Genomic DNA, 12,491 nt, shown 5'->3' with positions numbered 1-12,491 from the left:
GGTGCTCGTGGGGTTGCCCAGCCTGGCCATCTCTTTCTTGGTGGCATCGCGCTCGTACTTCCACGGGTTGAGCTCGAGGTTGATGTCCCCGGGGCATTGCACCGCGTCCACCCACTCGGTGTTGAAATAAACCTTCCCATTGAAGATGACGTGAAACCTCTCAGCATGCGTGCTCTGTTGCGCGTTCCAAGCGGCCAGCGGCTCATCGTGGCTCGACAGCTCCTGGCCTCTCTCGAGCATCTCCTCAAGCGACTCCGTTCTCTGCATGGAACTCCCTCCGATGCGTCCAACGGTGAGCACTCCCCGGGAGAGATGGGACGAGGAGAGAGCGAGGCCATGGCCTGCCGAGCGGACAGCGTGCTGACGGGCAGGGGGAAGGTGCACCGCCCTGCATCCTAACGGCCCATGGCTCCTGGCATTCCATCCATACAGCTTCAGGACTCGGCGGAAGGGTGGCCCCAGGGGTTGGTGGGTGGGTGCCGGCGGAGCATTGACTGCAGGTGGTAGGCCTGCGTGGCCGTCACCTGCGTCTTGGGCAGGTGCTGGGAGACCTCACTCAGGCGAGCCACCTGGAGCGCGATGCTCTTCTGCACGTCCTGGGACCACCGGTTGAACTCGAGCCATTCCATGAGACGACCCCCCGCTTGAGACTTTCAAGAGCCGGCGATGATGAAGGCAGGCATGCCGGAAATCACGACGCCCCGCGTTGGTACACGAGGGGGGTGACATCTTCTCGACGTTCCCTTGGCGGACGACTGAACGTATCCGCGATGCCGCCTCATGACGCGCCGCGACAGTCCTGCGGAGGCGCGGCTACTTCTTGGGGCTCTTGGGAGCGGGCTTCACGTCCGTGTTCTGCGCGGCGACGATCTGCCACTTCTCACCGCTCTTCCGCAGCACGTACCGCATCCGGGTCCGGAGCACTCCGGACTCGTCCGAGCTCTGGATACCGGGAGGCAGCCCGGCATGCCCGGTCACCTCGTGGTCCGTGTCGACGATGGCCACGTCAGGCCCCAGGAACGCGAGCCGGCGCACCGTCACCTTCGTCCGGCTGTCCTTGAAGATGCTGGCGAAGATGCCGGCGTGACGCTTCTCGATCTCGGCGCGTCCCTGGAAGACGCTGCCGACGATGTTCACGAAGTCCGCATCCGGGGCGAAGTCCTTGCTCCAGGCCATGGCGTCGTGGCGATTCCAGGCCTCGGCCTGAGCGGCCACCAGCTGGCGGAGCGCGGCCTCATCCTCGCCGCGAGGCTGGTCAGCGCGGGCCACGGCGGGGGCCAGCATGAAGGACAGCACCACGGCCAGGAACGGCGCACTCGAAGACGTTGGGTTCACACAACCCTCCCGGTGCCATGAAACCACGGAAGCCCTCGAGGGAGCCGCCCAACCTGCGTCGTGGCTCTGGCTTCGATAAGTCCGGCACTCCGGGGGGGTGGCAAACCGCTTGACTGAAGGGGGCGGGTTCCGGACTATCCGCCCCCCTGCTTACACGGTCTCACCCACCAGGAGCTCTTTCACATGGCGCCTCCGTCTGGCCAGAAGATCACCCTTGAGAACGGCAAGCTGCACGTGCCGGACAACCCGATCCTCCCCTACATCGAGGGCGACGGCACTGGGCGCGACATCTGGCGCGCCTCACAGGCGGTGTTCGACGCGGCGGTGGAGAAGGCCTACAAGGGCAAGAAGAAGATCGCCTGGTACGAGGTGCTGGCCGGCGAGAAGTCCTTCAAGCAGGTCAACAACTGGCTGCCGGACGAGACCGTCGAGGCCTTCCGCACCTACCTGGTCGGCATCAAGGGCCCGCTGACCACGCCCGTGGGCGGTGGCATCCGCTCGCTCAACGTGGCGCTGCGCCAGATGCTGGATCTGTACGTCTGCCTGCGGCCCGTCCGCTACTTCAAGGGCGTGCCCAGCCCGGTGAAGGCCCCCGAGAAGGTGGACATGGTGATCTTCCGTGAGAACACGGAGGACATCTACACCGGCATCGAGTTCGAGGCGGGCACCGCCGCGGCGGAGAAGTTCCTCGGCCTGCTCCAGAAGGAGTTCGAGAAGGAGTTCAAGAAGATCCGCTTCCCCAAGGACGTGGGCATCGGCATCAAGCCCGTGTCGAAGGAGGGCACTGAGCGGCTCGTCCGCGCGGCCATCCAGTACGCCGTGGAGCACAAGCGCAAGAGCGTCACGATTGTGCACAAGGGCAACATCATGAAGTTCACCGAGGGCGCCTTCCGCAAGTGGGGCTACGACCTGGCCGCCCGCGAGTTCGGTGAGAAGGTCTACACCTGGGATCAGTGGGAGGCCACCAAGGCCGCCAAGGGCGAGGAGGCCGCCAACGCCGAGCAGAAGGCCGCCGTCGCCGCCAAGAAGGTCATCATCAAGGACTCCATCGCGGACATCACCCTGCAGCAGGTGCTCACGCGTCCGGACGAGTTCGACGTGATCGCCACGCTGAACCTCAACGGTGACTACCTCTCGGACGCGCTGGCCGCGCAGGTGGGCGGCATCGGCATCGCGCCGGGCGGCAACATCAACTACGTCTCCGGCCACGCCGTCTTCGAGGCCACCCATGGCACCGCGCCCAAGTACGCGGACCAGGACAAGGTGAACCCCGGCTCGGTGATCCTCTCGGGCGAGATGATGTTCCGCCACCTGGGCTGGCACGAGGCCGCGGACCTCATCATCCAGGGCATGGACAAGGCCATCGGGCAGCGGACGGTGACCTACGACTTCGCCCGCCTGATGAAGATGGAGAGCCAGGGCGCTGTGACTGAGGTCAAGTGCTCGGAGTTCGGGCAGGCCATCATCAAGAACATGTAGTGCCTCACGGAGACAACCCACATGGCTCAGACTCGCAAGAAGAAGATCGGCCTCATCGGCGGCGGCCAGATCGGCGGCAACCTGGCGCTGCTCGCCGTGCAGAAGAACCTTGGCGACGTGGTGCTCTTCGACATCCCCGCAGCCGAGGGCACCGTCAAGGGCAAGGCGCTGGACATCAACCAGCTGTCCGCGGTGGACGGCTATGACTGCCGCGTCACCGGCTCCACCGACTGGAAGGACGTGGCCGGCTCGGACGTCGTCATCATCACCGCCGGCGTGCCTCGCAAGCCGGGCATGAGCCGCGAGGACCTGCTCGACATCAACCTGAAGATCATGAAGGACGTGGCGGCGAACATCAAACAGCACGCCCCCAACGCCTTCGTGATCAACGTGGCCAACCCGCTGGACGCGATGGTGTTCGCGCTCTACAAGATCGCGGAGCTGCCCAAGAACATGGTGGTGGGCATGGCGGGCGTGCTGGACACCAGCCGCTTCAAGTGCTTCATCGCCGAGGCGCTCAACTGCTCCGTCCGGGACGTGGAGGCGCTGGTGCTCGGCGGCCACGGTGACGACATGGTGCCCCTGGTGCGCCACACCACCGTGGGCGGCGTACCCCTCACCGAGCTGCTGCCCAAGGACAAGCTGGAGGCCATCGTCAAGCGCACCCGCGAGGGCGGCGCCGAGCTGGTGGCCCTCTACAAGACGGGCAGCGCCTACTTCGCCCCGGCGGCCAGCTCCATCGCCATGGCGGAGAGCTTCCTGCTGGATCGCAAGCGCATCCTCCCGGGCGCGGCCCTGCTCGAGGGCCAGTACGGCATCAACGGCTACTTCTTCGGCGCCCCCGTGCAGATCGGCGCCGGCGGCATCGAGAAGGTCATCGCCGTGCAGCTGGATGACTCGGAGAAGGCGAGCCTGGAGAAGTCCTTCCAGTCCGTGAAGAAGACGGTCGACAGCGTCAAGCTGTAGTCCGGCAGCGCGGGCCCGTCCCACCTGGGAACTCCCTGGGTAGGGCGGGCCTTATGCCGTGGATGGCGCGGGCTTATCGCGCGCGCCGCCCGAATTGCGGCGGAGTTTCGCCAAGTTAACTAGCCTGTAGGACCCGCACCGGGTGCTCCTGGGAGGCGCGCTCGCTCATCCTGGCGAGCCTGCGTCCCCCTGGCTCCTGGCAGTGAAGGAGACGACTCATGGCAGCAGCAGCGCGGTTCACGGTGGTGGGTGGCGGCCTCGCGGGGTTGATGACGACGATCAAGCTGGCCGAGGCGGGGCACCATGTCGACGTCCTCTCCATCGTGCCGGTGAAGCGCTCGCACTCGGTCTGCGCTCAAGGCGGCATCAACGGCGCGGTGAACACCAAGGGCGAGGGTGACCACCCGGACATCCACGTGAAGGACACGCTGCGCGGCGGCGACTTCCTCGCGGAGCAGACGTCCGTGAAGGGCATGTGCTACGCGGCCCCGGGCATCATCTACATGCTGGACCGCATGGGGGTGACGTTCAACCGGACGTCCGAGGGCCTGCTGGACTTCCGGCGCTTCGGCGGCACGCTCCACCACCGCACGGCCTTCGCGGGCGCCACCACCGGCCAGCAGCTGCTCTACGCGCTGGACGAGCAGGTGCGCCGCTACGAGTCCGAGGGCAAGGTCACCAAGTACGAGTTCTGGGAGTGGCTGGGCACGGTGAAGGACGAGTCCGGCCGCTGCATCGGCAGCGTGGCGGTGGATCTGCGCACCATGGAGATCCGCACCTTCCCCGCGGAGGCGGTGTGCCTGGCCACGGGAGGCCCGGGCATCGTCTTCGGGCGCTCCACCAACTCCATCATCAACACGGGCACGGCGGCGGGCCGGGCCTACCTGGAAGGCGCCATCTACGCCAACGGCGAGTTCATCCAGGTGCACCCCACCTCCATCCCGGGAGAGGACAAGCTGCGCCTGATGAGCGAGTCCGTGCGCGGCGAGGGTGGCCGCGTCTGGGTGCCGCGCAAGAAGGGCGACACGCGCAGCCCGCGGGACATCCCCGAGAGCGAGCGCTTCTACTTCCTGGAGGAGAAGTACCCCAAGTACAAGAACCTGGTGCCGCGCGACGTGGCCACCCGCGAGATCTTCACGGTCTGCCGGGAGATGGGCCTGGGCATCGGCGGCAAGGACGGGGTGTACCTGGACGTGACGCACATCCCCGCCGCCACGCTCGATGCGAAGATCAAGGGCGTGATGGAGATCTACGAGAAGTTCGTCGGCGACGATCCGCGCCACACGCCGATGATCATCTTCCCGGGCATGCACTACTCGATGGGCGGCCTGTACGTGAACTTCGAGGCGGACCCGCGCACGCTCACGCCCGTGGACGGCAGTCCGAAGAACCAGTCCACCAACATCCCGGGGCTGTACGCGGCGGGCGAGGCGGACTACGCCTTCCACGGCGGCAACCGGCTGGGGGCCAACTCGCTGCTGTCCTGCATCTACTCGGGGATGATCGGCGGGCCGGCCATGGCGGCCTACGCGAAGAACAACGCCACCAGCGCCGAGGCCAAGAGCGACCGGTACTTCAACGACGCGAAGAAGTACTGGGACGATCGCTTCGCCACCCTCAAGAAGATGGCGGGCTCGGAGAATCCGTACCAGATCTCCAAGGAGCTGGGCGAGCTGATGACGGAGAACTGCACTGTCGTCCGCTACAATGATCGCCTGAAGAAGACGGTCGAGAAGATCCGCGAGATGAAGGTGCGCTGGAAGAGCTGCAACGTGCTCGACACTGGCAACCTGGCCAACCGCTCGCTGTCCTTCACCAACCAGCTGTGGAACATGCTGGAGCTGGGCGAGGTGATCGCCACCAGCGCGCTGATGCGAGACGAGAGCCGGGGCGCGCACTACAAGCCGGAGTTCTCGCTGCCGGAGCCGAAGTCGAAGGATCCGCGCGAGGATCCGCAGTGGATGGAGCTCTGGAAGAAGCGCCACGAGAAGTGGGCGAAGACGACGATCGCCAAGCACTCGGAGGAGGGGCCGAAGATCTCCTACGAGGACATCTCCACACCGGTCCTGGAGCCGGAGCCGCGCTGGTACGCTTAGTCAGGGGAACTCACCATGGACACCGCACAGGCAGGCGCCACCAGCAAGACAGTGACCTTCCGCATCTGGCGCCAGGATGGACCAGGAGGGGAGGGGCACTATGACGAGTTCCGTGTCCCGTACGGCAAGGGCTCCAACGTCGTCTCGTGCCTGATGGAGATCCAGCGCAACCCCGTCACCGTGCAGGGTCAGAAGGTGGCCCCGGTGGTGTGGGACGCGGCGTGCCTCGAGGAGGTGTGCGGCAGCTGCGCGATCAACATCAACGGGCGGGTGCGGATGGCCTGCTCGGCGCTGATCGACAAGCTGGAGCAGCCCATCACCCTGGAGCCAATGAAGAAGTTCCCGGTGGTGCGCGATCTGACGGTGGATCGTCAGCGGATGTTCGAGTCGCTCAAGCGGGTGAAGGGCTGGATCCCGGTGGACGGGACGCACAACCTGGGTCCGGGCCCACGGCAGTCGCCGAAGGACCAGGCAACCATGTACGTGCTGTCCACGTGCATCAGCTGCGGCAGCTGCCTGGAGGCCTGCCCGCAGGTGACGCTCGACAACACCTTCGTGGGTGCGGCGCCGATCAGCCAGGCGCGGCTCTTCAACATGCACCCCACCGGCAAGCTGAACGCCGAGGAGCGCACGCGCTCGCTCATGGGGCCAGGCGGCATCCAGGACTGCGGCAAGGCGCAGAACTGCGTGAAGGTGTGCCCGAAGGAGATCCCGCTCGTCACCTCCATCGCGGTGATGAACCGCGAGGTGAGCAAGCTGGTGATCAAGGACATCTTCTTCCAGGAAGAGGAGAGCAAGCACACCGCGGGCCCGGGGTAGCCGGGCAGCCCGAGGGGCGTGGGAGCGGGTGGTACAGCTCAACGCGCTGAACCGATTCGAGGGGCCCCTGGTGGCGCGCTCTGGCCGAACCTGTCTGCTTGTATGACAGGTTGGATCGGCCTGCAGCCAGCAGAGGGGCGCTCTCGGTTCAGCCATTCCGTCACGGGTCGCCGCCTACCCAGGCACGTCAACGTCCTTGCACTTAGGGCCGTATTGCGCGAATAGGCAGCCCGCGCTTGACACTTCAAGCCATCGCCGTTCAGCCGGAGCCTCGATGAAGATCCACGAGTACCAGGGCAAGGAACTCTTCAGGAAGTATGGCGTCCCCACTCCTCGGGGCATCCTCGCGCTCTCGCCGAACGAGGCCGAGGCTGCTGCCAAGCAGCTGGGCACCTCCGTGGTGGTGGTGAAGGCCCAGATCCACGCCGGCGGCCGCGGCAAGGGCGGTGGCGTGAAGCTCGCCAAGAGCCCCGCCGAGGCGAAGGACCTCGCCAAGGCCATGCTCGGCATGAAGCTGAAGACGATCCAGACCGGCCCCGAGGGCCAGACGGTCCACAAGGTCTACATCGAGGAGGGGCTCGGGATCGCCCAGGAGCTGTACCTCGGCGTGACGCTGGACCGCGCCACCTCGCGCATCACCTTCATGGCCTCCAAGGAAGGCGGCGTGGAGATCGAGGAAGTGGCGGCCAAGCACCCGGAGAAGATCCTCCGCGAGGCGGTGGACCCCTCGGTGGGCTTCCAGGATTTCCAGGGCCGCCGGCTGGCCTTTGGCCTGGGCCTCTCCGGCCCCACGGTGAACAAGTTCGTCCAGTTCTGCTCCGCGCTCTACAAGATGTATGTGGAGACGGATTCCTCCCTGGTGGAGGTCAACCCGCTGGTCATTCTCAAGGACGGCGGAGTGGTGGCGCTCGATGCGAAGGTGAACTTCGACGAGAACGCGCTCTACCGGCACAAGGATCTGCTGGAGTACCGGGACCTGGCCGAAGAGGAGCCGCGTGAGACGCAGGCCAAGGAGTACGACCTGGCCTACATCGCGCTGGACGGCAACATCGGCTGCATGGTGAACGGCGCGGGTTTGGCCATGGCCTCCATGGACACCATCAAGTTGGTGGGCGGCAACCCGGCCAACTTCCTGGACGTGGGCGGCGGCGCGAGCAAGGAGAAGGTGACAGCGGCCTTCAAGCTCATCCTCGCCGACCCGAACGTGAAGGCGGTGCTGGTCAACATCTTCGGCGGCATCATGAAGTGTGACGTCGTCGCCGAGGGCATCATCGCCGCCGCCAAGGACGTTCAGCTCAAGGTGCCGCTGGTGGTGCGGCTCGAGGGCACCAACGTGGAGAAGGGCAAGGAGCTGCTGCGCACCTCCGGGCTCGCCATCACCCCCGCCGACAACCTGCGTCAGGCGGCCGAGAAGGCCGTCGCCGCGGCGAAGTAGGCCCCTCCGTCACCCCTTCTTTACGAGAGTCACCTCATGAGCATCCTCGTCAACGAAAACACGAAGGTCCTCTGCCAGGGCATCACAGGCTCGGCGGGCTCGTTCCACTCCAAGCAGATGCTGGAGTACGGCACGAAGCTCGTGGCCGGCGTCACCCCGGGCAAGGGCGGCACTGACTTCGAGGGCAAGGTCCCTGTCTTCAACACGGTGACAGAGGCCGTGAAGCAGACGGGCGCCAACACCTCCGTCATCTTCGTGCCGCCGCCCTTCGCCGCGGACTCCATCATGGAGGCCGCTGACTCAGGCATCTCCCTCATCATCACCATCACCGAGGGCATCCCCGTCAACGACATGGTGCGCGCCAAGCGCTACCTGCAGGGCAAGCCTGGCGTGCGGCTCATCGGCCCCAACTGCCCCGGCGTCATCACCCCGGCGGCCAAGTGCAAGATCGGCATCATGCCGGGCCACATCCACAAGCCGGGCCGCATCGGTGTGGTGTCCCGCTCCGGCACGCTCACCTACGAGGCGGTGCACCAGCTCACCCAGCTGGGCCTGGGGCAGAGCACCGCGGTGGGCATCGGTGGCGATCCCGTCAACGGCACGGACTTCATCGACGTGCTCAAGCTGTTCAACGCGGATCCGGAGACCGACGCGGTCATCATGATCGGCGAGATCGGCGGCAGCGCGGAGGAGGCCGCCGCCGAGTACGTGGCGCGCGAGTTCACCAAGCCCATCGCCGGCTTCATCGCGGGCCAGTCCGCGCCCGCGGGCAAGCGCATGGGCCACGCCGGCGCCATCATCTCCGGCGGCAAGGGCACCGCCTCGGAGAAGATCAAGGCCATGGAGGCCGCGGGCTTCCTCATGGCCCCTAGCCCCACGGAGCTCGGCACCACGCTCCAGGAGGCGCTGAAGCGCGGCGCCCCCAAGAAGAACCGTTAGCCGTTTCCCCTTTCACACGAGTCACTGCGAGGACCACGACACATGGCCATCGAGCGTACGCTGTCCATCATCAAGCCGGACGGGCTGGAGAAGGGCATCATCGGGAAGGTCATCTCCAAGTTCGAGGAGAAGAACCTCAAGCCCGTTGCCATCCGCCTGCAGCACCTGTCCCAGGCCCAGGCCGAGGGCTTCTACGCCGTCCACAAGGCGCGCCCCTTCTTCAAGGATCTGGTCGGCTTCATGATCTCCGGCCCCGTGGTGCTCATGGTGCTCGAGGGTGAGAACGCCGTGGCCGCCAACCGCGAGATCATGGGCGCCACCAACCCGGCCAACGCCGCGCCGGGCACCATCCGCAAGGAGTTCGCCACCAGCATCGACAAGAACACGGTGCACGGCTCGGACAGCCTCGAGAACGCGAAGATCGAGATCGCCTACTTCTTCCGCGAGACCGAGATCAGCTCGTACGACTGGCAGGGCAAGAAGTAGTCCGTTGCCCCCCGCTGGCTCCGGCCCGGTGCCCGCGCTCAGGCGCGAGCCCGGGCCGTGTTCTTTCATCCCTGTAACGCTGGCGGCCTGGCGAGCCCTCCTTTGACTTGCCGGCCCCAGATGTGGGAAGCCTTCTCCCTACACCTCTCGTTAGAAGACAGATGATGACGTCCGAGTCTCCCGTCACCTCTCCTGACACCACGCCGCTGCCGGCCCCCGTGCCCGCGAAGCTCGTCGACGTGTCCAGCCTCACGCTGGAGGGATTGACTCGCTTCATCACCGAGCAGCTGGGCGAGCGGGCGTTCCGCGCCGGGCAGATCTACCGCTGGATCCACCAGCGCGGCGCCACCTCGTTCGCCGAGATGACGGACCTGTCCAAGGCCTTCCGCCAGAAGCTCCAGGAGCGCGCCGAGATCGTCCCGCTGGTGAAGGATCTGGAGCAGCGCTCGGTGGACGGCACCATCAAGTACCGCTTCAAGACGCGGGATGGGCGCTACATCGAGTCCGTCTACATGCCCTCCGAGGACCGGAAGACGCTGTGCGTCTCCACCCAGGTGGGCTGTGCCATGGCGTGCTCGTTCTGCATGACGGGCACCCTGGGGCTCAAGCGCAACCTGACGGCCGGCGAGATCGTCGCCCAGGTGCACACCGTCAACCGCGAGGTGCGCAAGCTCGAGAACCTGGAGACCTGGCGCCCGCTCTCCAACCTGGTCTTCATGGGCATGGGCGAGCCCCTGCACAACTTCGAGAACCTCAAGACGGCGCTCTCCATCCTCCAGTCCGAGGATGGGCCCAACTTCTCCCACCGCCACATCACCGTCTCCACCGTGGGCCTGGTGCCCATGATCGAGCGCTTCGGCCAGGAGACGGACGTCAAGCTCGCCATCTCGCTCAACGCCAGCACGGACGAGCAGCGCAGCAAGACGATGCCCGTCAACCGCAAGTGGAACATCGCCGCGCTGCTGGAGGCGTGCCGCAAGTTCCCCTTGCGCCAGGGCCGCCGCATCACCTTCGAGTACGTGCTGCTCCGGGGCTTCAACGACAGCGACGAGGACGCCCACCGGCTCGTCCAGCTGCTCGAGGACATCCCCGCCAAGGTGAACCTCATTCCCTACAACGAGAACCCCGGCCTGGGGTTCCAGACCACCATGGAGGAGCGGGCGGAGGCCTTCCGTGCCATCCTCGCCGAGGGCCACATCGCCGCCTTCATCCGCCAGAATCGGGGCCGGGACATCGCCGGCGCCTGTGGGCAGCTCGCCAACCGGAGCGGGGAGGATGACGGGAAGGCGACGCAACCTCCCGAGCTTCCTTGACAATCCCGAGGCAGGGACGCTAATAGCGCCCCTCCTCTATTTTTCGTTACCTGCTGTTTTCACTGGAGTCAGTTCAATGTCCGTTGTTCTCCGTCTTGCCCGCGCGGGCGCCAAGAAGAGGCCGTATTACCATGTGGTTGCCACCGACTCCCGGAACCCCCGGGATGGGAAGTTCATCGAGGCCGTGGGTGCCTACGATCCGAACCTCAACCCCCCGAAGGTGGAGTTCAACCAGGAGCGGCTCCAGTACTGGCTGAAGACGGGCGCCACGCCCTCCGAGACGGTGGCCGACCTCATCAAGCGCGCGGCCAAGGCCACGCCGCCCACTGCCTGATCCCTGCCGGTCTGACCGGACGTGGAGCAACTGCTTACCTATCTTGCGCGGGCCCTGGTCGATCAACCGGACCAGGTGGGACTGCGTGTGTCCGAGGTGGAAGGCGCCCGGCTCTTCGAGCTGAAGGTCGCCCCTGAGGACGTCGGCAAAGTGATCGGCCGTGACGGGCGGACCGTGAACGCCCTCCGGACGCTGCTGAGCGCCGCGGCCCAGAAGCAGGGGCAGAAGGTTCGCCTCGAGATCCTCGACGATCGGCGTGCGGCGCCTGCCCCTGGGGCGGCTCCCGCGGCGCCTCCCGCCCCTGACGCCCAGTGACGCCTCAGCGCTACCTGGAGCTCGGCTATGTGGCCCGGGCCCATGGCCTTCAGGGTGAGGTGGCGATCCGCGCGTTCGATCCCGGCTCGGAGACGCTCGACGTCGTGGAGCGGGTGTGTGTGCGCACCCGGGCCGGCGAGGAGCGGGAGCTGCGGATCGAGTCCCTGCGGCCCACCCCCAAGGAGAACATCGTCGTCTTTGAGGGCGTGGAGACGCGGGAGGCCGCCGAGGCCCTCGTCGGCGGCACCGTGTTCGTCTACCGCGAGGATCTGGAGCCTCCGGCCGAGGGCGAGTACTTCCAGGGCGATCTGGTGGGCCTCACCGCCGTGGACGAGGCTGGCCAGGAGCTGGGCAAGGTGGTGGAGGTCTGGGCCACGGGAGAGGTGCCCAACCTGGTCATCCAGGGCCCTGGGAAGCCCGAGCTGATCGTCCCCTTCGCAGATGACTTCGTCACCTCGGTGGACATGCCCGGTGGGAGGATCGTCATCCGCCCGCCCGAGTACCTGGAGGATCGCTGATGTACCCGGTGGAGATCCTCACGCTCTTTCCCGGCATGGTGTCCGGCTATGTGGGGGAGAGCATCCTCGGCAAGGCCCAGGAGCGGGGGAAGCTGTCTGTCACCGCCACGGACATCCGCGAGTACGCCGAGGGAAAGCACCGCGTCACGGATGACACGCCGTACGGCGGCGGGGCGGGGATGGTGATGAAGGTGGAGCCGCTGGTGGCGGCCATCGAGGCGGCGCGGGCCCGCAACCCGGGCACGAAGGTGCTGATGATGAGCCCTCGGGGGCCTGCCTTCACCCAGGCGCGGGCGCGGGAGCTGGTCAGCCACGCTCCGGGGCTGATCCTCGTCTGCGGGCGCTACGAGGGCGTGGACGAGCGGGTGATGGCGCACCTGGACGGGGAGCTGTCCCTGGGGGACTTCATCCTCACGGGTGGGGAGATCGCGGCCCTGGCGGTGGTGGACGCGGTGG

At 66.4% G+C, this 12,491-nt stretch carries 14 protein-coding genes and 1 pseudogene; 12 read left to right on the top strand and 3 right to left on the bottom strand.

The features are described from left to right. The 3 genes and pseudogenes from VD972_RS09310 to VD972_RS09300 all read right to left on the bottom strand — a co-directional run. Positions 1-267: pseudogene (locus VD972_RS09310) on the bottom strand (hypothetical protein); the annotation flags it as partial. Positions 268-434: 167 nt separating this feature from the next. Next, the gene (locus VD972_RS09305) at positions 435-629 is read right to left on the bottom strand and encodes a hypothetical protein (protein WP_324984063.1); all 195 of its coding nucleotides are present in this window, start codon (positions 627-629) and stop codon (positions 435-437) included. A gap of 184 nt (positions 630-813) precedes the next feature. Beyond that, positions 814-1,335 (bottom strand): SgcJ/EcaC family oxidoreductase, encoded by a 522-nt coding sequence (locus tag VD972_RS09300; RefSeq protein WP_324984059.1) that lies wholly within the window; start codon positions 1,333-1,335, stop codon positions 814-816. A gap of 183 nt (positions 1,336-1,518) precedes the next feature. Between VD972_RS09300 and icd the strand changes: the two genes are divergently transcribed. The 12 genes from icd to trmD all read left to right on the top strand — a co-directional run. Continuing rightward, positions 1,519-2,814 (top strand): NADP-dependent isocitrate dehydrogenase, encoded by a 1,296-nt coding sequence (icd, locus tag VD972_RS09295; RefSeq protein ID WP_324984056.1) that lies wholly within the window; start codon positions 1,519-1,521, stop codon positions 2,812-2,814. A 21-nt stretch (positions 2,815-2,835) separates the two neighbouring features. Beyond that, positions 2,836-3,780 carry a malate dehydrogenase gene (gene mdh / locus VD972_RS09290; RefSeq protein ID WP_324984053.1) on the top strand — a complete coding sequence of 315 codons (945 nt, stop codon included), beginning with the start codon at positions 2,836-2,838 and terminating at the stop codon, positions 3,778-3,780. Between the two features lie 218 nt (positions 3,781-3,998). Continuing rightward, positions 3,999-5,876: a succinate dehydrogenase flavoprotein subunit gene (gene sdhA, locus VD972_RS09285; RefSeq protein WP_324984050.1), complete on the top strand. Its 1,878-nt coding sequence runs from the start codon at positions 3,999-4,001 to the stop codon at positions 5,874-5,876. Positions 5,877-5,891: 15 nt separating this feature from the next. Beyond that, a complete protein-coding gene (sdhB, locus tag VD972_RS09280; RefSeq protein WP_324984047.1) occupies positions 5,892-6,695 on the top strand; it encodes a succinate dehydrogenase iron-sulfur subunit in 804 nt (267 codons plus the stop codon). 274 nt (positions 6,696-6,969) lie between these two features. After that, positions 6,970-8,130 (top strand): ADP-forming succinate--CoA ligase subunit beta, encoded by a 1,161-nt coding sequence (sucC, locus tag VD972_RS09275; RefSeq protein WP_324984044.1) that lies wholly within the window; start codon positions 6,970-6,972, stop codon positions 8,128-8,130. Positions 8,131-8,166: 36 nt separating this feature from the next. Beyond that, positions 8,167-9,069 carry a succinate--CoA ligase subunit alpha gene (gene sucD / locus VD972_RS09270; RefSeq protein WP_324984041.1) on the top strand — a complete coding sequence of 301 codons (903 nt, stop codon included), beginning with the start codon at positions 8,167-8,169 and terminating at the stop codon, positions 9,067-9,069. Positions 9,070-9,111: 42 nt separating this feature from the next. After that, a complete protein-coding gene (gene ndk / locus VD972_RS09265) occupies positions 9,112-9,555 on the top strand; it encodes a nucleoside-diphosphate kinase (RefSeq protein WP_324984038.1) in 444 nt (147 codons plus the stop codon). A gap of 164 nt (positions 9,556-9,719) precedes the next feature. After that, entirely contained in the window at positions 9,720-10,868 is a 1,149-nt protein-coding gene (gene rlmN, locus VD972_RS09260; RefSeq protein ID WP_324984068.1) for a 23S rRNA (adenine(2503)-C(2))-methyltransferase RlmN, read from the top strand. Between the two features lie 76 nt (positions 10,869-10,944). Then, positions 10,945-11,202: a 30S ribosomal protein S16 gene (gene rpsP, locus VD972_RS09255; RefSeq protein WP_324984035.1), complete on the top strand. Its 258-nt coding sequence runs from the start codon at positions 10,945-10,947 to the stop codon at positions 11,200-11,202. Positions 11,203-11,223: 21 nt separating this feature from the next. After that, on the top strand, positions 11,224-11,517 hold the full coding sequence (locus VD972_RS09250) for a KH domain-containing protein (protein ID WP_324984033.1): 294 nt from the start codon (positions 11,224-11,226) through the stop codon (positions 11,515-11,517). Beyond that, positions 11,514-12,035 carry a ribosome maturation factor RimM gene (gene rimM, locus VD972_RS09245; RefSeq protein WP_324984029.1) on the top strand — a complete coding sequence of 174 codons (522 nt, stop codon included), beginning with the start codon at positions 11,514-11,516 and terminating at the stop codon, positions 12,033-12,035. The genes VD972_RS09250 and rimM overlap by 4 nt, the downstream gene beginning before the upstream one ends. Further along, a partial coding sequence (gene trmD / locus VD972_RS09240; RefSeq protein WP_414654023.1) for a tRNA (guanine(37)-N(1))-methyltransferase occupies positions 12,035-12,491 on the top strand: 457 nt, incomplete at its 3' end. The genes rimM and trmD, both read left to right, overlap by 1 nt.

The sequence above is a fragment of the Hyalangium sp. genome (assembly GCF_035629615.1).
Classification (GTDB): Bacteria; Myxococcota; Myxococcia; order Myxococcales; family Myxococcaceae; genus Hyalangium.
This window is presented reverse-complemented; position numbering and strand designations above follow the sequence as displayed.